The sequence below is a fragment of the Streptomyces lydicamycinicus genome, from assembly GCF_000829715.2.
Taxonomy (GTDB): Bacteria; Actinomycetota; Actinomycetes; order Streptomycetales; family Streptomycetaceae; genus Streptomyces; species Streptomyces lydicamycinicus.
Window position 1 is genome coordinate 1,160,214 of record NZ_BBNO01000001.1, and the last position, 20,594, is coordinate 1,180,807.

At 69.4% G+C, this 20,594-nt stretch carries 20 protein-coding genes; 12 read left to right on the forward strand and 8 right to left on the reverse strand.

Annotated elements, in window-relative coordinates:
- Positions 1-228: 228 nt before the first annotated feature.
- The gene (locus TU31_RS40540; protein ID WP_078885539.1) at positions 229-1,581 is read right to left on the reverse strand and encodes a murein hydrolase activator EnvC family protein; all 1,353 of its coding nucleotides are present in this window, start codon (positions 1,579-1,581) and stop codon (positions 229-231) included.
- Positions 1,582-1,921: 340 nt separating this feature from the next.
- On the opposite strand from TU31_RS40540, the gene rpsB reads away from it, so the two are divergent.
- From rpsB to TU31_RS05045, 5 genes are all read left to right on the forward strand, one after another.
- The gene (gene rpsB, locus TU31_RS05025) at positions 1,922-2,791 is read left to right on the forward strand and encodes a 30S ribosomal protein S2 (RefSeq protein ID WP_042149408.1); all 870 of its coding nucleotides are present in this window, start codon (positions 1,922-1,924) and stop codon (positions 2,789-2,791) included.
- Positions 2,792-2,899: 108 nt separating this feature from the next.
- Positions 2,900-3,736, forward strand: a complete 837-nt coding sequence (gene tsf, locus TU31_RS05030; protein ID WP_042149410.1) for a translation elongation factor Ts — start codon at positions 2,900-2,902, stop codon at positions 3,734-3,736.
- A gap of 162 nt (positions 3,737-3,898) precedes the next feature.
- A complete protein-coding gene (pyrH, locus tag TU31_RS05035; protein WP_018087130.1) occupies positions 3,899-4,669 on the forward strand; it encodes a UMP kinase in 771 nt (256 codons plus the stop codon).
- A gap of 176 nt (positions 4,670-4,845) precedes the next feature.
- Entirely contained in the window at positions 4,846-5,403 is a 558-nt protein-coding gene (frr, locus tag TU31_RS05040; RefSeq protein ID WP_006602824.1) for a ribosome recycling factor, read from the forward strand.
- Positions 5,403-6,569 (forward strand): phosphatidate cytidylyltransferase, encoded by a 1,167-nt coding sequence (locus TU31_RS05045; RefSeq protein WP_181018530.1) that lies wholly within the window; start codon positions 5,403-5,405, stop codon positions 6,567-6,569. The genes frr and TU31_RS05045 overlap by 1 nt, the downstream gene beginning before the upstream one ends.
- A 73-nt stretch (positions 6,570-6,642) precedes the next feature.
- On the opposite strand, the gene TU31_RS05050 is transcribed toward TU31_RS05045, so the two are convergent.
- Positions 6,643-7,440, reverse strand: a complete 798-nt coding sequence (locus TU31_RS05050) for a bestrophin-like domain (protein WP_078885540.1) — start codon at positions 7,438-7,440, stop codon at positions 6,643-6,645.
- A gap of 109 nt (positions 7,441-7,549) precedes the next feature.
- Between TU31_RS05050 and TU31_RS36475 the strand changes: the two genes are divergently transcribed.
- The 7 genes from TU31_RS36475 (at position 7,550) to TU31_RS05075 (ending at position 15,748) form a co-directional block, all read left to right on the forward strand.
- Positions 7,550-7,969 (forward strand): DUF1152 domain-containing protein, encoded by a 420-nt coding sequence (locus TU31_RS36475; RefSeq protein WP_306304250.1) that lies wholly within the window; start codon positions 7,550-7,552, stop codon positions 7,967-7,969.
- 123 nt (positions 7,970-8,092) lie between these two features.
- The gene (locus TU31_RS36480; RefSeq protein WP_078885541.1) at positions 8,093-9,808 is read left to right on the forward strand and encodes a GmrSD restriction endonuclease domain-containing protein; all 1,716 of its coding nucleotides are present in this window, start codon (positions 8,093-8,095) and stop codon (positions 9,806-9,808) included.
- A 322-nt stretch (positions 9,809-10,130) separates the two neighbouring features.
- Complete coding sequence (locus TU31_RS36485) at positions 10,131-10,379, forward strand: DUF7660 family protein (RefSeq protein WP_245698401.1); 249 nt, start codon at positions 10,131-10,133, stop codon at positions 10,377-10,379.
- Positions 10,380-10,511: 132 nt separating this feature from the next.
- The gene (gene rlmN / locus TU31_RS05060) at positions 10,512-11,618 is read left to right on the forward strand and encodes a dual-specificity RNA methyltransferase RlmN (RefSeq protein WP_042149422.1); all 1,107 of its coding nucleotides are present in this window, start codon (positions 10,512-10,514) and stop codon (positions 11,616-11,618) included.
- A 258-nt stretch (positions 11,619-11,876) separates the two neighbouring features.
- A complete protein-coding gene (locus TU31_RS05065) occupies positions 11,877-12,953 on the forward strand; it encodes a thiamine ABC transporter substrate-binding protein (protein ID WP_042149425.1) in 1,077 nt (358 codons plus the stop codon).
- Entirely contained in the window at positions 12,929-14,674 is a 1,746-nt protein-coding gene (locus TU31_RS05070; protein ID WP_370682697.1) for an ABC transporter permease, read from the forward strand. The genes TU31_RS05065 and TU31_RS05070 overlap by 25 nt, the downstream gene beginning before the upstream one ends.
- Positions 14,675-15,748, forward strand: coding sequence for an ABC transporter ATP-binding protein (locus TU31_RS05075; protein WP_042149432.1), 1,074 nt, complete (start codon positions 14,675-14,677; stop codon positions 15,746-15,748). It abuts the gene before it with no gap.
- Between the two features lie 94 nt (positions 15,749-15,842).
- On the opposite strand, the gene TU31_RS05080 is transcribed toward TU31_RS05075, so the two are convergent.
- The 6 genes from TU31_RS05080 to TU31_RS05100 form a co-directional block, all read right to left on the reverse strand.
- Entirely contained in the window at positions 15,843-16,781 is a 939-nt protein-coding gene (locus tag TU31_RS05080; protein WP_042149435.1) for a DMT family protein, read from the reverse strand.
- A gap of 164 nt (positions 16,782-16,945) precedes the next feature.
- Positions 16,946-18,112 carry an LOG family protein gene (locus tag TU31_RS05085; protein WP_370682698.1) on the reverse strand — a complete coding sequence of 389 codons (1,167 nt, stop codon included), beginning with the start codon at positions 18,110-18,112 and terminating at the stop codon, positions 16,946-16,948.
- Position 18,113: 1 nt separating this feature from the next.
- Entirely contained in the window at positions 18,114-18,245 is a 132-nt protein-coding gene (locus TU31_RS40425) for a hypothetical protein (protein WP_275451768.1), read from the reverse strand.
- Positions 18,242-18,370, reverse strand: coding sequence for a helix-turn-helix domain-containing protein (locus TU31_RS40430; RefSeq protein WP_245698402.1), 129 nt, complete (start codon positions 18,368-18,370; stop codon positions 18,242-18,244). The genes TU31_RS40425 and TU31_RS40430 overlap by 4 nt, the downstream gene beginning before the upstream one ends.
- 141 nt (positions 18,371-18,511) lie before the next feature.
- Entirely contained in the window at positions 18,512-19,690 is a 1,179-nt protein-coding gene (locus TU31_RS05095) for a hypothetical protein (RefSeq protein ID WP_042149438.1), read from the reverse strand.
- A complete protein-coding gene (locus tag TU31_RS05100) occupies positions 19,672-20,412 on the reverse strand; it encodes an ABC transporter ATP-binding protein (protein ID WP_042149441.1) in 741 nt (246 codons plus the stop codon). Before TU31_RS05100 ends, TU31_RS05095 begins: the two co-directional genes overlap by 19 nt.
- Positions 20,413-20,594 lie beyond the last annotated feature (182 nt).

Below are 20,594 nucleotides of genomic sequence, written 5' to 3' on the forward strand. Positions count from 1 at the left end.
CCGCAGCCCGCAGCCCGCAGCCCGCAGCCCGCAGCCCGCAGCCCGCAGCCCGCAGCCCGCAGCCCGCAGCCCGCAGCCCGCAGCCCGCAGCCCCTGGGGCGCCCGTGGTGTGGGTCGAGCCGCTGTGGGCCCTCCCGCCACCGGCGCCTGTGCCTGTACCTGTACCTGTACTTGGCGTGTGCCACTTACCAGTGCGACGTCACCGCCGCCTAGCTGACCGGGCTGCTCTCACCAGTTCGGGCCCACCCGTGCCGTCGCGATCACCGCAGCGTCGGGATCCCGTTCCGCCGTGATCACTGCGATCTCGCGCTCACTCACCCCTTCGCCCGACGACGCGCCACGACCGCCCCCCAGCCCCCGCCGCCTTCGCGGGCTCTTCTCGCCTACCGGGGGCCGGGCCGTGGGAAGCCGTCCGAACGCCCAGATCGCCACGGTCGCCAGTCCGGCCGCTTCTATGAGGGCAGCCGCCGTAGGTTCCGAGTTCCTCTCATGCGCTGTTGGCTCCGGGGGCTCCGGATGCCGGAGAGCCGTGGGGTCGTCCGCCGTTACGGGAACCCCGAAGATCGGCAGAAGTCGGGACGGGCCGCCGCGGAGCATGCTTCGCGGCAGCAGGGACAGCGGGTCCAGGTAGGTCTTGCCGCGACGTAGGCCCCAGTGGAGGCAGGGCTCCCGGCAGTGGAACGGGCCGTCGTGCTGGAGGACAGCGACTGGCTGGCCGGCCTTGACGCGCTGACCCTTCCGCACCGTGGAGCGTACGGGTTCGTACGTGGTGCGTAACGGAGGGCGACCCGAGCCGGACACCTCAAGGGTCAGGACGCCGCGGCCTGCGACGGTTCCGGCGTAGGCCACCCGGCCAGGGGCGGCGGCTCGCACCACGGCGTCGGCGGAAGCGGCCAGGTCCACCCCGCGGTGCCCGGCTGCCCACGGGGAAGGAGGTGGCTTCCAGCCCCTGACCACCGTCGGCTGTGCGCCCGCAGGTCCTCCCACTGGCCAGGCTCTGTCTTCGTCCGGCGCGGCAGGTGCCGATGGCGCAGCCCCCTCGGCGCGCCACCGCACCCCCTCGCCGAGTCCCGCGACCCCCGCCCGCTCCACCCCACGCTCCACCCCTCGCCCCGCCACCCCGCTCACCGACGGATCGGCAGCGCTCGCAAGGGCGGGAGTGAAGAACGTGAGGACCGCGGCCGCGGTCGGGGCCAGCAGTACGCCCGCCGCGTGGGCGGGGAAGAAGCAGCTCGGCCCGTATCCCTTCGGCTTCCCGCGCGGACCCGGCGGTAAAGGCACGGGCGACCGGAAGCGGGACGGGGGCGGGGACGAGCAGCGAGACCGGGACCGGTGCCGAGGCAGAGGTGGGAATGAGAACGAGGGCGAGGACGAGGGCGGAGGCCGGCGCCGGGCAGAGGGAGCGGGCTCGTCCCCGCGCCCCGCTCGGGTGCAGTGCCTGGGCCGCCCGCCGCCCGCCGGCCGTGGGAAACGCCCCCGGAAGCCGGTGAAGGAGGCACGCAAGGCCCTGGTCGGGACCGAATGTCGTCGCGGATTCTGTCGCGGTTTTTGTCGCGGGTCTCGCCGCGTGTTTCGTCGCATGTGTTGACGGTGACGCAGTCCGTCGCGGTGTGTGGATCTTGGTCTGAAGCTGTGGATGACGGGGCGGTTGTGGACAACGGTGTCACCCGGGCGGGGCTCGAAATGGTGCGTGTCGCCCGGTGCATCGGCAGTCCCGTACACTTCTGGTGGCGATCCGGGTCACCGGGTCGACTTCGCACGCCCCGCCGTCAGTGCACCAGTCCCGTTCGGGCAGCACGACGGCCGCGCCCCTCGGTCCTCGGACGGCTCCGCAAGGTGTCTTCCCCGGCAGGCGCGTCGGGGCGTCAGGCACCGCGGCCGACCGGCCGCAGTGGAACCGAGAACAACAAGGAGTACGGCCATGGCCGTCGTCACGATGCGGGAGCTGCTGGAGAGCGGCGTCCACTTCGGGCACCAGACCCGCCGCTGGAACCCGAAGATGAAGCGCTTCATCTTCACCGAGCGCAACGGCATCTACATCATCGACCTGCTCCAGTCGCTGTCGTACATCGACCGCGCCTACGAGTTCGTCAAGGAGACCGTCGCCCACGGCGGCTCGGTCATGTTCGTCGGCACGAAGAAGCAGGCCCAGGAGGCCATTGCCGAGCAGGCGACCCGCGTGGGCATGCCCTACGTGAACCAGCGCTGGCTCGGCGGCATGCTGACCAACTTCTCGACCGTCTACAAGCGCCTCCAGCGCCTGAAGGAGCTCGAGCAGATCGACTTCGAGGATGTGGCCGCGTCCGGCCTCACCAAGAAGGAGCTCCTGGTTCTCTCCCGCGAGAAGGCCAAGCTGGAGAAGACCCTCGGCGGTATCCGCGAGATGCAGAAGGTGCCCAGCGCCGTCTGGATCGTGGACACCAAGAAGGAGCACATTGCCGTCGGTGAGGCGCGCAAGCTCAACATCCCGGTCGTCGCGATCCTCGACACCAACTGCGACCCGGACGAGGTCGACTACAAGATCCCGGGCAACGACGACGCGATCCGCTCCGTCACCCTGCTCACCCGCGTGATCGCCGACGCCGTCGCCGAGGGCCTCATCGCCCGCTCCGGTGCCGCCACCGGCGACCAGAAGCCCGGCGAGAAGGCCGCTGCCGCCGAGCCGCTGGCCGAGTGGGAGCGCGACCTGCTCGAGGGCGAGAAGAAGGCTGACGACGAGGCCCCCAAGGCCGAGGAGAAGCCCGCCGAGGCCCCCGCCGCCGAGGCCGAGAAGCCGGCCGAGCAGGCCTGACCCGCAGCATCCGGCTGATGACGGCGGGGGAGAGCGCCACAAGCGCCGCCCCCGCCGTCCACCCGTAGATCTTTCGACTTCGAGATTTCGAGAAGAGATTCACAGACCATGGCGAACTACACCGCCGCTGACGTCAAGAAGCTCCGCGAGCTCACCGGCGCCGGCATGATGGACTGCAAGAAGGCCCTGGACGAGGCCGAGGGCAACGTCGACAAGGCCGTCGAGGCGCTGCGTATCAAGGGCCAGAAGGGCGTCGCCAAGCGCGAGGGCCGGTCCGCCGAGAACGGCGCGGTGGTCTCCGTGATCGCCGACGACAACACCTCCGGTGTCATCGTCGAGCTGAAGTGCGAGACGGACTTCGTCGCCAAGGGCGAGAAGTTCCAGGCCGTCGCCAACGAGATCGCCGCGCACATCGCGAAGACCTCCCCGGCCGACATCGAGGCCCTGCTCGCCTCCGAGATCGCGGCCGGCAAGACCGTCCAGGCGTTCGTCGACGAGGCCAACGCCAACCTGGGCGAGAAGATCGTCCTGGACCGCTTCGCGCAGTTCTCCGACGGCTACGTGTCGGCGTACATGCACCGCACCATGCCCGACCTGCCCCCGCAGATCGGTGTCCTCGTCGAGCTCGACAAGGAGAACGCCGAGGTCGCCAAGGGCATTGCGCAGCACATCGCCGCGTTCGCCCCGAAGTACCTCGCCAAGGACGACGTCCCGGCCGAGGTCGTCGAGGCCGAGCGGCGTGTCGCCGAGGAGACCACCCGCGCGGAGGGCAAGCCCGAGGCCGCTCTTCCGAAGATCGTCGAGGGTCGGATCAACGGTTTCTTCAAGGACGCGACGCTGCTCGGTCAGCCGTACGCCCTTGACAACAAGAAGTCCGTTGAGAAGGTCCTCCAGGAGGCCGGTGTCACCCTGAAGCGCTTCTCGCGCATCAAGGTCGGCATCTGAGCCTGTCGCGAAGGCAGCGAATGACCTACGACCCCGCTAGGGTCGTACGCAGTCGGCCGCTCAACGGCCGGCCGCAGATGTGACGAGGAGGCCATTGCCGCAGAGGGATCTGAACCAGACCCACGGCAATGGCCTTCTTCGTATGTGCACGAGGAGAGCTCAATGATTCACGGTGCCGACGGCGCGCACACAGACCATGCCGGTCACGGCGGCAGGCGACGCTTCCTGCTGAAGCTGTCGGGCGAAGCGTTCGCCGGCGGCGGGGGACTGGGCGTCGACCCCGACGTCGTGCACGCGATGGCCCGCGAGATCGCCGCCGTGGTGCGCGACGGCTACGAGATCGCCATCGTGATCGGCGGCGGCAACTTCTTCCGCGGCGCCGAACTCCAGCAGCGCGGCATGGACCGGGCCCGCTCCGACTACATGGGCATGCTCGGCACGGTCATGAACTGTCTGGCCCTCCAGGACTTCCTGGAGAAGGAGGGCATCGACTCCCGCGTCCAGACAGCCATCACCATGGGACAGGTCGCGGAGCCGTACATTCCGCTGCGCGCGGTGCGCCACCTGGAGAAGGGCCGGGTCGTCATCTTCGGCGCCGGCATGGGTATGCCGTACTTCTCCACCGACACCACCGCCGCCCAGCGTGCCCTGGAGATCGACGCCGAGGCCATGCTGATGGGGAAGAACGGGGTGGACGGCGTCTACGACTCCGACCCCAAGAAGAACCCCGACGCGGTGAAGTTCGACGCGCTCGAATACGGCGAGGTGATCACCCGCGACCTGAAGGTCGCCGATGCCACCGCCATCACGCTGTGCCGGGACAACAAGCTCCCGATCCTCGTGTTCGAACTGCTCGCCGAGGGCAACATCGCGCGTGCGGTGAAGGGTGAGAAGATCGGCACGCTCGTCAGCGATCAGGACACCCGGGCCTGACGGCCTCAACTGCCGTGATTCCGTACGGGCATCGGCCTGTACGGGCGGCAACTCCCGACCGGGGCAGGATCCCCGGCACGGGGATGGACAATGGCCTGCCGGTCGGACACCGTGCAGGAGAAGACGCGCGGCAGGGGCGAGGCTCTGCTTCTTACCGAAAAGACCAGGAGCAAGTGGTGATCGAAGAGATCCTCCTCGAGGCCGAGGAGAAGATGGAGAAGGCCGTCGTGGTCGCCAAGGAGGACTTCGCCGCGATTCGCACCGGGCGTGCGCACCCGGCGATGTTCAACAAGATCGTGGCGGACTACTACGGTGCCATGACGCCGATCAACCAGCTGGCGTCGTTCTCGGTGCCCGAGCCGCGGATGGCCGTGGTGACCCCGTTCGACAAGAGCGCGCTGCGCAACATCGAGCAGGCCATCCGCGATTCCGACCTCGGCGTCAACCCGAGCAACGACGGCAACATCATCCGAGTGACGTTCCCGGAGCTGACCGAGGAGCGCCGCAAGGAGTTCATCAAGGTCGCCAAGAACAAGGGCGAGGACGCGAAGATCTCGATCCGTAGCGTCCGGCGCAAGGCCAAGGAGACCCTCGACAAGCTGGTCAAGGACAAGGAGAGCGGCGAGGACGAGGTGCGCCGCGCCGAGAAGGAGCTCGACGACACCACCGCGAAGTACGTCGCGCAGGTGGACGAGCTGCTCAAGCACAAGGAATCCGAGCTCCTCGAGGTCTGATGAACGAGTCTTCCTGGGGGGCCCCGCCCGGCGCCGGTCAATGGGGACCGCCCGACCACGGACCGGCCTCCTCGCTTCGAGGGGCGGCGCCCCCCGCTCCGGCGGGTCCGGTGTACGACTGGGGCGATGCGGCGCAGACTCGGCCCATGCCCTTTGTCCCCGGGCAAGGCGGACACCAGGATGACAACCGGGAACATCGGGATATCCGGGATAACCGGGATCATCTGGACGACCGGGGGGCTGCTCGACGGAGCGGCCCCCTGTTCCGCGACGAAAAGCCGCAGGAGCCCATGCCCACCTCTCTTTCCGGGTCCGACAGCTCGCCGGACTCAGAGAAGCCGAAGAAGAAGAGCGCGGGCCGCAACCTGCCCGCCGCCATAGGGGTCGGCATCGGCCTCGGCGTGATCATTGTTGCGTCGCTCTTCGTCTACAAGCCCGTCTTCATCGGCGTGATAGCGATCGCCGTGGTCGTGGGCCTGTGGGAGCTGACCTCGCGGCTGGCGGAGCGCAAGGACATCAGGGTGCCGCTGGTGCCGCTCGCGGTCGGCGGCACCGCCATGGTGGTCGCCGGCTATGTCCGCGGCGCCGAGGGGGCGTGGGTGGCGATGGCCCTCACCGCGCTCGCCGTGCTCGTCTGGCGGATGACCGAGGCGCCCGAGAACTATCTGCGGGACGTCACCGCCGGCGTCTTCGCGGCGTTCTATGTGCCCTTCCTCGCGACGTTCGTGGCGCTGATGCTCGCGGCCGAGGCCGACGGGCCGCAGCGGGTACTGACGTTCCTGCTGCTCACGGTCGTCAGCGACACCGGTGCGTACGCGGTCGGCTGGCGGTTCGGCAAGCACAAGCTCGCCCCGCGTATCAGCCCCGGCAAGACCCGTGAGGGGCTCGTCGGCGCGGTGCTCTTCGCGATGGCGGCCGGCGCGCTGTGCATGGAGTTCCTGATCGCGGACGGCGCCTGGTGGCAGGGCCTGCTGCTCGGCCTCGCCGTCGCGGCCAGTGCGACCCTGGGCGACCTCGGCGAATCCATGATCAAGCGTGACCTCGGCATCAAGGACATGGGCACCCTGCTCCCCGGCCACGGCGGCATCATGGACCGGCTCGACTCTCTGCTGCCGACCGCGCCGGTCGTCTGGCTGCTGTTCGTGATCTTCGTGGGAGCCGGCTGATCGCAGGGTTCTCTCAGGTGAGGGCAGGGAGAGGGATTCCTCTTCCTGCCCTCTTCTGTGCACCGCCTCCCGTCTACCGAGGCGGCGACAGGGCCTCGACCACCGCGCGCAGTGGCTCCGGCGACGTGGCGAACTCGCCGAGGTAGGCATACGACAGTTCCGTGACGAGGAACAGGTTGGTGGCGACGAGGACGCTCACCGCCGCGACCATTCCGTAGTGGATCAGGGCCTGCTCGGAGCCGAAGGTGGCGGAGAATCCGAGGACCAGTCCACTGGTCAGAAGAACCGCCATCCACAGGGACAGGGGTGGGCCGATGTTGGTGCGTGCTTCGAGCAGCCGTTCCGTGCGTGCGAGGCTCATGTCCTTCAGGGACGCGAGCGAGCTGGCGAGGAAGGCTCGCTGGGTGTCGTTGCGGGGCTGAATGCTCTCGTACGTGCTGTGCAGACGGTTCAGCGCGTTCTCGGCCTCGGGCGTGGTATCGCCTGCCGCGGCGCTGGGCCACTCGGCCGCCGCCGCGCGTCCGTACGCCAACAGGCTCTGCCTGATCCGCGCGCTCTCGGCCTTGCCGAACACCTCGCGGCCCCTGGCCAGCTGCGTCGCCATGGCGCCCTCGGTCCGCGTCGTCTGGTCGGCCGTGTTCACCTGGCCCCAGAGCGCGAGGACGATGAAGCCGATGAGGAACCCGTAGACGACCGCGATCACGGGGAAGAGGAACTGTGCGATCTCGTTCTGCTTGCCCTGCTTGATGCGAGGGACGCGGCGCCGGACGAATGCCTGGGCGACCGCGGTCCCGCCGGCGATCACGACGACGAGCCCTGCCAGCAGCAACGAGGAAGGGACATTGATCACGATCCAACGGGTCACGGCCACTGTTCCACGCTCCTGACGTACCCCACACCGGCCACCACGGCGCGGTGGCCAACGAAGCGAAGTGCGGGACGCCGGCCTACCAGTCCCGCTCACCGACGAGGGATCCGTCGTGTACGAGGCCGACCTCGACGAAGCTCTCAACCGCAACCAGCTCGCCCGCGCCATCCTCACAACGGAGAACCTGCACCAGGTCGAGCAGCACAGCCGCGATATCTGCGGATTCTCTGAGATCGACTACGAACGCAACAAGTCCAGTTGGCTCGGCAGTCAGTCCGCCCAGAGGCTCGACCCGGAAACCGTACTCCACCGGCTCGACGAGTTCGAGGCCGACGCCCGCTCCCGCGGAATCAACCACACAACGTTCCGCCGACTCGCCGAAGCCTTCGGGCTTAGCGATACCCAGCCCAGGACCTCAGGGCACTACTGCTCAGCAGCCGCCCGGAGCAGTACCAGGCCCTGCCCGGCCGGCGCCCGTGCCTCGCACAGTAATCAGCCGTCTGATGCCAGAGAAGGGGTACGGCTTGGCTGAGGCAGCGGGCGCCGCGGACCTCGTCAGACGAGCACTTAATCTGCCCAAAACGCCACGCACTTCAGGATCACAGCTGTATGGTCGGCCAGGAAGGCCACAGGTATAAGCGTCAGGAGAACTAAAGTGGTTGACACGGACCAGGAAAGAGTTGCTTTCAAGGACCCGCGTCCCACCGTCGAGAGGATCTCACAACTCGCACAGCGAGTACTAACGGGTGACATCCTCTTGCCGAAATTCCAACGTGACTTTGTTTGGCCCAGGGAAAAGGTTTTGGGGCTGCTGGACTCGATCGCCCGCAACTATCCCATCGGAAGCATCCTTCTCTGGCAGTCTCGGCAGGAATTGGCAAGCGAACGGACAATCGGAGGGCTTAACATTGCCGATCGTAAGCCGGACTACCCAGTCAACTACCTTCTAGACGGCCAGCAGCGACTTTCGACCGTCTGTGGCGCACTCCATTGGAAGCCCGATGGTGATCCGGACAGTATCTGGAACATTGTATTTGACGTCCAGGCCGACGAGTTCGTGCATCTCCACTCACTCGGCGACCCCCCGTTGACGCAAATCCCCGTCCGCCTCCTGTCGGATCCCGCTAATTTCTTTCGTCGTGTCTCTGCAATCGAGGGAGATGCTGCGAGGGTAACTGCCGATGCGTTGTTCAACAGGTTCCAGGACTACATGATCGCCGCAGTGACCCTTGGAGACATGCCAATTGACGACATCGCGCCCATCTTCGAGCGTGTCAACAGCAAGGGGACTCCACTCACGATTGTTGACCTCATGAGGGCGGCGACGTGGGACCCGGCGTTTGATCTGCGTGATGCGATCGATGGCATCTTGCAGAGCCTCGCAACCCGCAATTATGATTCGATCGACCGAAAAACCGTCCTAAGGTCCGTGGCTGCTGGAGCAGATTACGGGTTCGCTGTCGATGACATCGACAAACTTCGCAACAAGAATGTCGACGAACTTCGGCAGGTTATCGGTGAAGTAACAGAGGCGGCCAAAAAATCTGTCGACTTCCTCACAACCCATATTAGGGCACCTCGTCCACAATCCCTTCCGTACACGAATCAGTTTGCCGTCCTGACGGAAATCTTCAGGAGGGTGCCAGCTCCGCACAACGATCAGTTCGCCGAGTTGGAGAATTGGTTTTGGCGTACGACGCTCAGTGGTTACTTCGGCGGCTGGAACACGGGGCAAATGTCCAGTGACTGGAGGGCTATCAAAGAATTCGCCGAGGCAATTCCCGGCACGCCGCTGGACGTACCAGCTTCCCTCCCGCGCAAGGATATCTGGAAAGTATCACAGTTCCGAGCTAACAGCGCGGTTTCGAAGATGCTCGCGCTGATGCTGTCGTATGCAGGCCCCGTTGACATGCTCACGGGTCAGCGGCTTGATGTCGGAAAGTCCCTGTCCTGGAGTAACGACAAGGAGTACCACCACTTCTTCCCACGCGACTACCTGAAGGGGCAGGATGTTCCTGGAGGTCGAGCAAACGCAGTAGGGAATATCGTTCTTCTCTCATCCTTGAGTAATATCGGGATCAGTAATTCTGCGCCTTCACGCTACCTGCGGCAGTTGATCGACTCTGTCGGTCGAGAAGAAGCGGTTGGGCGACTCGGCACTCTGCTCGTTTCCGAAGAAGCCCTTGAGTGTGCCCTGGTGGATGATTATCCAGGCTTCCTGGAAGCGCGCTCTATGACGCTGCACGAGCGTGCATTGCAGCTGGTCGGTGAATCCATGGCCGAAGAAAGTGACTCCGGTGCACCGGGTGTTGGAGAGATCTCAGTCGATGATGCTGTGAATTTGGAAGCGGAGGCTGATCCAGAGTCGTGAGTCTGATCCCGCGCATCGTCACGGGCCGGCCAACACGAGTTGCTCTGGTTTGATGGAGGCTCCGATAGCGTGGCTGAGGTCGGTGGGGGCAGCGAGGCACACGCGCGCCTGGTCGGTTTGCGGACCCGCCGCCGTGGCTGACTGGCGTCGGCTGAGGTCCAGGCGGGCAGCGGGGGCAACCACGGTCAACGAGAGCGCTGAACGGTCCCCGCACCCACTGAGAGACCGGAGCCGGCTGCCCGCCCACCGGCCAGGGACGCACCGCGGAGATCACCCCCAGGCTTACAAAGCAGTAGTCCCGAGGGCAGTAACGTCCACGCCCATGACTTCGTCTCCTGATCGTGTGGACAGCAGGGAAGCGCTGGCGTCGTTTGTCCGCTCCCTGCACCGTGACCATGCCGACAACGCCGCCTCGTGGGAAAACGCCGATCTTGGTGACTTCCTGGAGGCCCTGGCCGCCTGGATCGACGATGCGGGCGGCTGGCATCGGAACGCTGGTCGTGAACTTCCTGTCGACGGTGACTGGGCCTTTTTTGCCCGAGCTCTGAGCGCAGCTGCCGTGTACGAGTAGTGCTGGGGAGCGGAGGCTGGGCCGTCTCCGGGCCGTGCGAGGGCGGCCCAGCGCAGGCGGCGTTCGAGGGTGACGGCTTCCACTCCGCTCTCACCTGGGCCGCGCCGGACGATCTGCCACACTGGACCCACCATGCCTGCACCCGGAGAACTTACTTTTGTCGCGCCGCGCGGGGCCAAGAAGCCGCCGCGGCACCTTGCTGATCTCAGTCCCGTCGAGCGTCGTGAAGCGGTGGCGGCGATCGGGGAGAAGCCGTTTCGCGCCAAGCAGCTGTCGCAGCACTACTTTGCCCGTTATGCGCATGATCCGGCGCAGTGGACCGACATTCCGGCGGCGGCGCGCGAGAAGCTGGCGAGTGAGCTGCTGCCGGACCTGATGACGGTCATGCGGCATATCTCGTGCGATGACGACACCACGCGGAAGACGCTGTGGAAGCTGCATGACGGGACGCTCGTCGAGTCGGTGCTGATGCGGTACCCGGACCGGGTCACGATGTGTATCTCGTCGCAGGCTGGGTGCGGGATGAACTGCCCGTTCTGCGCCACGGGGCAGGCGGGGCTGGACCGTAATCTCTCGACCGCCGAGATCGTGCACCAGATCGTCGACGGGATGCGTGCGCTGCGCGACGGGGAGGTGCCGGGCGGGCCGGCGCGGCTGTCCAACATCGTCTTCATGGGGATGGGGGAGCCGCTTGCCAACTACAAGCGGGTGGTCGGGGCCATCCGGCGGCTGACGGACCCCGAGCCCGACGGGCTGGGGCTGTCGCAGCGGGGCATCACCGTCTCCACGGTCGGGCTGGTGCCGGCGATGCTGCGGTTCGCCGACGAGGGCTTCAAGTGCCGGCTGGCCGTGTCGCTGCACGCCCCGGACGACGAGCTGCGCGACACCCTGGTGCCCGTCAACACCCGCTGGAAGGTGCGCGAGGTGCTGGACGCGGCGTGGGAGTACGCCGAGAAGTCCGGGCGGCGGATCTCGATCGAGTACGCGCTGATCCGGGACATCAACGACCAGGCGTGGCGCGGTGATCTGCTGGGGCGGCTGCTGAAGGGCAAGCGCGTCCATGTGAACCTCATTCCGCTGAACCCGACGCCGGGCTCGAAGTGGACCGCTTCGCGTCCCGAGGACGAGCGGGCGTTCGTCCAGGCCATCGAGGCGCACGGGGTGCCGGTGACCGTCCGCGACACCCGCGGACAGGAGATCGACGGCGCCTGCGGGCAGCTCGCGGCCTCGGAGCGCTGACCGCCCCGCTGATACGGTGTGGTCGAACAAATGCACATTCCGACAGGGGAGCGCCACAGCGCTGAGAGTGCGGAAGCGTCGTAGTCCTACGGTGCCCGCAGACCCTTGAACCTCGCCCGGGTCATTCCGGGTAGGAAGTTCGGTCGTCACTCATGCTGTTGCGCCCTGCCCGGAGTTCCCTCCCCGCGTCCCCGGACGCCGGGAGTCGTGGACGCCGGGCAGGGCCGCGTCTCTTCCTGGCCAGCCAGGAGGAAATCAGTGAGCACCATCAGCAGGATCACCACGACGGCGGTGGCCGCCGCGGTCGGCATGACCGCCCTCGCCGCCTGCGGGAACTCCGGCGGCGGCAGCGCGGACGCCAAGACCGTCACGCTCGTCAGCCATGACTCGTTCAACGTCTCCAAGTCCGTGCTGGCCGCCTTCGAGAAGGAGAGCGGCTACAAGGTCACGATGCTCAAGGGCGGGGACGCCGGCAAGGCCTTGAACCAGGCGATCCTGTCCAAGGACAACCCCCAGGGCGATGTGTTCTTCGGTGTCGACAACACGCTGCTCTCGCGCGGTCTGGACGAGGGACTCTTCAGCCCCTACCGGGCCAAGGGGCTGGAGAGTGTCCCGGCGGGGCTTCAGCTCGACAAGGGTGAGCACCGGGTCACCCCGCTCGACTACGGCGACATCTGCGTCAACTACGACCGCGGCTACTTCACCCGGCACAAGATCGCGCCGCCGAAGACCTTCGACGATCTGCTCCAGCCCCGGTACAAGGGGCTGCTCGTCACGGAGAACTCCGCCACCTCCTCCCCGGGGCTGGCCTTCCAGCTCGGCACCATCGCGAAGTACGGGGAGAAGGGCTGGCAGAGCTACTGGAAGAAGCTCAAGGCCAATGGCGTCGAGGTCGTCGACGGCTGGGAACAGGCCTACAACGACCGGTTCTCCGGCTCCGCCGCGGGCAAGGGCAAGGGCGACAAGCCGCTGGTGGTCTCCTACGCCTCCAGCCCGCCCGCCGAGGTGCTCGGCAAGAAGCCCGCGCCCAAGGAGGCCCCGACCGGTGTCGCGGCCGGCACCTGCTTCCGGCAGATCGAATTCGGCGGTCTGCTGAAGGGCGCGAAGAACGAGAAGGGCGGCAAGGCGCTGCTGGACTTCCTGCTGAGCAAGAAGTTCCAGGAGGACGTGCCGTTGCAGATGTTCGTCAACCCCGCCCGTAAGGATGCCGCGGTGCCGGAGCTGTTCACCAAGTACGGCACGACGATCGACGAGCCGGCCACCCTGGCGCCCGGGACGATCACCAAGAACCGCGAACAGTGGATCAAGCAGTGGTCCTCCCTCGTTCTGAAGTAACGCCTTCGGACGGCACGGGCGCCCGGCGCGGCAGGCCCGCGCGGGGGACGGCGGTGCGGCTCGGCCTGATGGCGGTGCCGCTCGCCTTCTTCGCGCTGTTCTTCGCCTATCCCGTCGTGGCGATCGTCGGACGGGGGCTCAAGGACGGCGGGCAGTGGCAGCTCAGCCGGTTCGGTGCCGTGCTGAGCGACCCGGACGTCGTGCAGGTGCTGTGGTTCACCGTCTGGCAGGCGGCCGCCTCGACCGGGCTGACGCTGCTGATCGCGCTGCCCGGCGCCTATGTCTTCGCGCGCTTCGACTTCCCCGGCAAGCAGCTGCTGCGGGCGGTCGTGGCGGTGCCGTTCGTGCTGCCGACCGTTGTTGTCGGCTCGGCCTTCCTGGCGCTGGTCGGGCGGGGCGGGCTGCTGGACGACCTGTGGGGCGTGCGCCTGGACACCTCGGTGTGGGCGATCCTGCTGGCGCATGTCTTCTTCAACTACGCCGTGGTCGTACGGACCGTCGGCGGGCTCTGGGGGCAGCTCGACCCGCGGCAGGAAGAGGCGGCGCGGGTGCTGGGAGCCGGGCGGTTCGAGGCCTGGCGGCGGGTGACGCTGCCCGCGCTGGGACCCGCCGTCGCGGCCGCCGCCCTGATGGTCTTTCTGTTCACCTTCACCTCCTTCGGGGTGGTGCAGATCCTGGGCGGGCCCACCTTCTCGACGCTGGAGGTGGAGATCTACCGGCAGACCGCGGACTTCTTGGATCTGCCGACGGCCGCCGTCCTCACCATGATCCAGTTCGCCGCGGTGCTGGGCGTCCTGGCGCTGCACGCCTGGACCGTGCGCCGCCGGGAATCCGCCCTCCGGCTCGTGGACGCGTCGCAGACCGCTCGCCGGCCGCGCGGCCGGGGCCAGTGGACGCTGCTGTGGGGGACGCTCGCGGTCATCGCCGTCCTGCTCCTCACGCCGCTGGTGGTGCTCGTGGAGCGCTCGTTCGCCGGGCCGGACGGCTACGGGACGGCCTTCTACACCGCGCTCGGCTCCGCCGCGAGCACCGACAGCACCTTCGCCGTCGCCCCCCTGGACGCGCTGTGGAACTCCCTCGCCTACGGGGCCGCCGCCACCGTGATCGCGCTGGTCGTGGGCGGACTGGCGGCCGCCGCACTGACCCTCCCCCGGCTGCGCCGCGGCCCGTCCGGGCGGACCCCCCTGGTCAGCCGGTTCGTCCGCGGCTTCGACGCGCTGCTGATGCTGCCCCTGGGGGTCTCCGCGGTGACCGTCGGCTTCGGCTTTCTGATCACCCTCGACGAGCCACCGCTCGATCTGCGCGCCTCGTGGTGGCTGGTGCCGCTCGCCCAGGCGCTGGTGGGGGTGCCGTTCGTGGTCCGGACGATGCTGCCGGTGCTGCGGGCGGTCGACGGCAGGTTGCGGGAGGCGGCCGCCGTGCTCGGTGCCTCCCCCTGGCAGGTGTGGCGCGCGGTTGACCTGCCGATGGTGCGACGGGCGCTGCTGATCGCCGCGGGCTTCGCCTTCGCCGTGTCGCTCGGTGAGTTCGGCGCGACGGTCTTCCTCGCCCGGCCGGACCAGCCGACGCTGCCGGTGGCCGTGGCCCGGCTGCTGGGGCGTGCCGGGGAGCTCAACTACGGGCAGGCGATGGCCCTGTCGACCATCCTGATGCTGGTGTGCGCCGCCGCCCTGCTGGTGCTGGAGCGGCTGCGCCCCCTCGACCGATCCGGGGAGTTCTAGATGACGGCACGGGCCGGGAGCACGGCGCGGGAGCTGCTGCGGCTGGGCGGGGTGACCGTCCGCTTCGGCACGGGCGGGCGCCCCGCGCTGGACGCGGTCGGTCTGGAGGTCGCCGCCCGGGAGATCGTGTGCGTCCTGGGACCGAGCGGCAGCGGCAAGTCCACGCTGCTGAGGGTGGTCGCCGGGCTCCAACAGGCCGACACGGGGCAGGTGTTGCTGGAGGGGCGGGACCAGTCGGGGGTGCCCGCCCACCGGCGCGGGGTCGGCCTGATGTTCCAGGACCACCAGCTCTTCCCGCAGCGCGATGTCGCGGGAAATGTCGCCTTCGGGCTGCGGATGCGGCGCACCCCGCGCGCTGACCAGGAGCGTACGGTCGCCGAACTCCTGGACCTCGTCGGGCTGCCGGGCGCCCAGCGGCGCGCCGTGGCCTCCCTGTCCGGCGGCGAACAGCAGCGCGTCGCGCTGGCCCGCGCCCTGGCCCCCCGCCCCCGTCTGCTGATGCTGGACGAGCCCCTCGGCCAGCTCGACCGCGGGCTGCGGGAACGGCTGGTCGTCGAACTCCGGCGGCTCTTCCAGGAGTTGGGGACGACCGTGCTGGCCGTCACCCACGACCAGGGGGAGGCCTTCGCGCTCGCGGACCGGGTCGTGGTGATGCAGGACGGCCGGATCGCGCAGTCCGGCACCCCGCTGGAGGTCTGGCAACGGCCCGCCACCGAATTCGTCGCCCGCTTCCTCGGCTTCGACAACGTCGTCGAGGCGACGGTGCAGGGCGAGGCGGCCGCCACCCCCTGGGGGAAGGTGCCCGTGCCGGCGGCCACCCCGGACGGGCCGTGCCGGCTGCTCGTCCGCCCGGCCGGGGTACGGCTGACGGCCACCTCGGAGGGCCTGCCGTGCACGGTCGCGGCCCGTACCTTCCGCGGCACCCATGTCGCACTGCTGCTCCAGCCGGCCGCCGGACCGCAGGTGGAGGCGGCCTGCGCGCTGCGGGACGCGCCCGAAGTGGGCGAGCGGGTGGGGATCGCCTTCCAGGCGCAGGACGTGGTGGTACTGGACGCCTCCGCTCCGGCGGGCTGAGCACCGGCGCGGGCCCGGTGGGACGCCGGGGCCGTGGGCCGCTCACCGGCGTCCCACCTCCGGCAGTCGCGCCGGCCAGGGACGGAGACGCGCCTCAGCGGGCCGCGACCTCCGTGGGCCGCTCGCCGGCCTCCGGCGTCCCGGCCCCGGCTGCGCCGGGCTCCGCCTCCGGCTCGCCGAACCAGGCGACCGCGACGGCACCGGCCACCGCCACCACGAAGCCGAGGACGGCGACCCAGGCGAAGCCCGGACGGGACGCGTCCCCCAGCCACAGCACCCCGAGAATGCCGGGGACCACCGTCTCGCCGACCACCAGCGCCGCCGTGGCGCCGTTCACCGAGCCGATCTGGAGGGCGACGGTGTGCAGATACATGCCCCCGATACCGGCCACGAGAATCGCGTACAGCGCGGGGTCGCCGAGCAGCGACGGCAGGTGGAAGGGGTCCACCCCGTTCAGCACCCGTACGCCGACCCCGAGCGCACCGAACCCCAGACCGGACAGCAGACCCGCCAGGATCGCGGCCCGCCCGCCGAGCAGCCGCACGATCAGGATGCCGCCGCCGATCAGCACGACGGAGGCGACGAGCAGCCACCAGTGGGTGGCGATCGGGGTGTGACCGCTGCCCTCCGGCCCCGCGGCCGTGGCCAGCAGCACCAGGGCCGCGCAGACCACCGCGATGGAGGACCACTCGGCCCGGCTGAGCCGGATGCCCAGAAGCTTGATGCTCAGTACGGCCGTGATCACGAGATTGGCGCTGATCACGGTCTGCGAAAGGAACAGCGGCAGCAGCCGGGCGGCCAGCGCGCCCAGCCCGAACCCGACGAAGTCCAGCACCGTGCCCACCATGAACTCCCAGGTCACGGCCGCCTTCGCGGTCGATGACAGGCTGGGCCCGCCATGCTGGGTGACCCCGGTGGTGGAGGACTCGGCCGCCTCCCGGCGAGCGGATTTGCGGGAGCCCACCGCCTGGAGGACCGATCCCGTGCCGTAGCAGGCCGACGCCGCCACGGCCGTCAGAAGGCCGATGATCACCAAGAGCTCCGTTCGCCCGCTGTCCGCATTACTCGTTCATTACCTTCTTGGCAGACGTGCATTTGGGGACGGGAGTTGCCTCCGCCGGCAAATACACCGGTGCGCCGCCGGCCGCAGCCGCGCAGAGCCTTCGACGCCGGGAAGCCGGCGAGCGCACGGACGCGTCAGGAAGGCGCCTGGGTACGGAGGCGGGCCAGCGCCTCCGGGGCCTCGTCCACCGAGTCGACCAGGGCGATCCGGGCCGCCATCGGCCGGTCCGCGGCCAGCGCCTGGAGCAGCGGCCAGGTGGGGAGCTTCTCCGTCCAGTGCGCGCGGTTCACCAGCACCATCGGGGTCGGCTCGCCCCGCGACTGGTAGTAGTTCGGCGTCGCATTGTCGAAGATCTCCTGTACGGTCCCGGCCGCGCCCGGCAGGAACACGACGCCGGCGTTGGCGCGCGCCAGCAGCCCGTCCTCGCGCACCGCGTTGACGAAGTACTTGGCTATGTGGGACGCGAAGGCGTTCGGCGGCTCATGGCCGTAGAACCAGGTGGGAATGCCGGCCGAGACGCCGCCGCCCGGCCGGCTCCGGCGTATCTCGAAGGCGGCCCGGGCCCAGTCCGTGACGGACGGGGTGAAGTGCGGTGTCTTGGCGAGGAGTTCCAGCGCCGAGTCGAGCATCTCGTCCTCGAAGGGCGCGGCGTACGCCCCGAGGTTCGCCGCCTCCATCGCGCCGGGGCCGCCGCCGGTCGCGACGGTCAGCCCGTCGCGGGTGAGCCGGCGGCCGAGCCGGGCCGCGCCCGCGTACGCCGCGGAACCGCGCTCCAATGCATGGCCGCCCATGATGCCCACCACCTGCGCACCGGCGAGGTGTTCGTCCAGGGCGTCGGACACCGCGTCGTCGTGGATGCTGCGCAGCATCGAGGCGAAGATGTCACCGTCCGACTTGGTCTCCTGGTACCAGCGGTAGGTCCGGGCGTCCGGGGTGGCGTCGAAGCCGCCGTCGGCCAGCCCCTCGAAGAGCTCGTCCGGGCCGTACAGACCGCCCCGGTACGGATCGAACGGCAGGCCCGGCACGGGCGGGAAGACCAGGGCCCCACCGGCACGCACCTTGGCGGCGGCGTCCGGCTCCATGGCGCAGCCGAGGAACACGGACTCCGTGGTGTCCGCGCTGAGCAGCGCGAACGTACGGTCCGTCAGGTCGACCGACTGGACGCGATGTCCGGCGAGACTCCCCGAGGAGACCACCCGGTCGAACTCCTCCAGGGACTCGATCTCACGGTCGTCGTGGTCGTCGTGGGTGTGGGGGCGGCGGGACGCTGAGGGCTGTGAATTCGACTGCACGTCCGTCATGTTAGGACCGCAGTGTGGCCACCGGCGGGCCGAGGTGCCCGTCCGCGGCCGCGGCATCAAGCGCGGCGGGCAGCGCACTGTCATAGGCCGGGCGCGCCTGCCGCTGTACGTCCCGGCCCTCGTCCGTGATCACGCTGTACACCCCGCGCCGGTCATCGGGGCACAGATCGCGGCGGTCAGCCCGGACGACTCCAGCCGGGAGGCCGGCCGGCTCACGGAGCTCTGGTTGAGGCCGATGAGGTCGGCGAGCTCCTGCATCCGCAGCTCACCGTCGTCCGCCTCGGCCAGTGGAGTCCCGGGCGGGCGGGGCCGCCGCTCGACGGCGCGGCGGTCGGCCGGTCGGCCGTGCTGACACGGCCGGCGCCGTCAGGGGAACGGACCGCCCCCACACCCACACCCTCAATGCACCAGCGGAAGCGTGGCCATCTCCGCGACGGTCCAGGTCAGCGGGGCCATGACGAGGACCAGCGCCAGGAAGCGCAGGGCCGCGGCGCGGTGCAGCACCGAGGCGGAGGCGCCCAGGCGGCGGAGGGCCGCCGTGGTGTGGGCGCGGGCCGAGCGGGACTCCACGGCGGCGGTGAGCGCGCTGGCGGTGACACAGGCGAGGACGACCGCCGCACCGACCGCGGTGAGCGGGCCGAACGGACTGGCCGGCGAGGCCTCGTAGACCTTCACGGCGGCGTACGCGGCGGAGGCGACCGCGCACAGCACCCCGAGCGGGCGGCCGAGGCGGTGCGACTCCTCCTGGAGCACGCGGCCGGACAGCAGGCGCAGTGCGCCGGGGCGCCCGGCGCAGAGCAGCCGGCCGCACAGATGCACCAGACCGGGACCGGCCAGCACGAGGCCGAAGGTCGACAGCGCCCAGCCGGCCAGCACGCCAGGGGGGCTGCCGACCAGCCGGCCGGGCAGCGGCAGCAGTCCACCGGGGGCGTGGGCGCCGCGGCTGGTGTACGCCTCGATCGCCAGGCCGGCCGCGGCCAGCGCGATGCCCCAGGGGAGGCCGGAGGGCTGGGCGGTCCTGGGGCGGCTGTCGGTCTCGGGCGTGCCGGCCTCGTCACGGGGGCGCAGGGAGACGGCGGTCGCGGCCGCGGCGGTCAGCGGCACGGTCGCCAGCAGCAACAGGGCGCCGACGAGCGGCACCGGATGGCCGGTGCCGAGCAGGTCGGAGTCGAGACCGAGGGCGGACGGGCGGCCGAGCTGCCCCGGCCCGAGGTCGCCGCGCAGCCGGAGGAAGGCCAGCAGAGCCAGCGCGACGCCGAGGAAGCAGGTCAGCGCGGTGGAGGCGGTGGCGAGCAGGGTGAGCCGGAGCGGGCCCAGGCCGGCGGCGGTCATCCCGCGCTGGAGGCGGGCGGCGGGATCCGTACGCGCCGTGGACACCGCGAACTGGGCGGTGGCGGCGAGCGGGGCCGCGCACCACAGCAGGCGCACCAGCGACTCGTCGGCCGCGGACGGATGACCGGCGGCATGGCCGAGGGTGGAGAGCAGAAGGAAGCCGGTGCCGGCCGCCGCGGCGGTGACGGAGAGGCGGCGCAGCAGGACGAGTGGGCGCGAGCCGCGGGCTAGACGGAGAGCGAGCACTCTGCCCTGCTTTCCTCATCGGAGGCGCCGGTGGTGTCGGGCGCACCGCTCGACTGGTGGCCGTCGAGGAGCGCGAGGGACCGGTCGGCGAGCGTGGCGACATCGGGGTCATGGGTCGCCAGGACCACGGTGATCTGGTGCGAGCGGGCCGCGGTGGTGAGGGTGCGCAGCACCTGCGTGCCGTCGGCGCGGTGCAGCGGGGCGGTCGGCTCGTCGGCGAACAGCACCTGGGGCGTGGTGGCGAGCGCGCGGGCGATGGCGATGCGCTGGCGCTGGGACTGGTCGAGCTGCGCGGGGCGGCGGCTCGCGCACATGCCGACGTCGAGGCGGTCCAGCCATTCGAGGGCGGTGTGCTTGGCGGAGCGGGTGCCGGTGCCGCGGAGCAGGAGGGGGAGGGCGGCGTTCTCCCAGGCGGTGAGTTCGGCGACGAGATGCGGTTCGGTGTCGATCCAGCCGAACCGGTCCAGCCGCAGCCGTTCGCGGCTGGGGGAGGAGAGGGTGTGCACGGGGGAGCTGTTGAACCACACCTCGCCCTCGGCCGGGACGAGTTGGCCGGAGAGACATTTCAGGAGGGTGGTCTTGCCACTGCCGCGCGGGCCGGTGACGGCGAGGATCTCGCCTTCGGGGACGCCGACGGAGACTCCGGTCAGGGCGGAGGTGCCGCCGTACGCGTGGTGCAGGCCGCGGGCCCAGAGAACGTCGTTGTCAGGCGGGGCCACCATCTGCGCACCTCTTGTTGTAGGCGTCGAATCGTTCCCCCGACCGGGTGAACGACCATGGAGGGTATCGGTCACAAGCACGGTAAGGATTGGTGACCCCCGGTATTCGCCGCTTGGCAGCACAACGGCCCAGATTCACTCGTATGGCTTGAAGTGAGCGAATCTGGGCCGCTGGATGTTCAGTT

Bases quoted from the DNA above. Each gene is read 5' to 3' on its own strand.
- TU31_RS40540 (WP_078885539.1), bottom strand. From the start codon at position 1,581: ATGCGACGAAACACGCGGCGAGACCCGCGACAAAAACCGCGACAGAAT.
- rlmN (WP_042149422.1), top strand. From the start codon at position 10,512: ATGCCTGCACCCGGAGAACTTACTTTTGTCGCGCCGCGCGGGGCCAAG.
- TU31_RS36485 (WP_245698401.1), top strand. From the start codon at position 10,131: ATGACTTCGTCTCCTGATCGTGTGGACAGCAGGGAAGCGCTGGCGTCG.
- TU31_RS05100 (WP_042149441.1), bottom strand. From the start codon at position 20,412: ATGGTGGCCCCGCCTGACAACGACGTTCTCTGGGCCCGCGGCCTGCAC.
- rpsB (WP_042149408.1), top strand. From the start codon at position 1,922: ATGGCCGTCGTCACGATGCGGGAGCTGCTGGAGAGCGGCGTCCACTTC.
- TU31_RS05075 (WP_042149432.1), top strand. From the start codon at position 14,675: ATGACGGCACGGGCCGGGAGCACGGCGCGGGAGCTGCTGCGGCTGGGC.
- TU31_RS40430 (WP_245698402.1), bottom strand. From the start codon at position 18,370: ATGCAGGAGCTCGCCGACCTCATCGGCCTCAACCAGAGCTCCGTGAGC.
- pyrH (WP_018087130.1), top strand. From the start codon at position 3,899: ATGATTCACGGTGCCGACGGCGCGCACACAGACCATGCCGGTCACGGC.
- tsf (WP_042149410.1), top strand. From the start codon at position 2,900: ATGGCGAACTACACCGCCGCTGACGTCAAGAAGCTCCGCGAGCTCACC.
- TU31_RS05045 (WP_181018530.1), top strand. From the start codon at position 5,403: ATGAACGAGTCTTCCTGGGGGGCCCCGCCCGGCGCCGGTCAATGGGGA.
- TU31_RS05085 (WP_370682698.1), bottom strand. From the start codon at position 18,112: ATGACGGACGTGCAGTCGAATTCACAGCCCTCAGCGTCCCGCCGCCCC.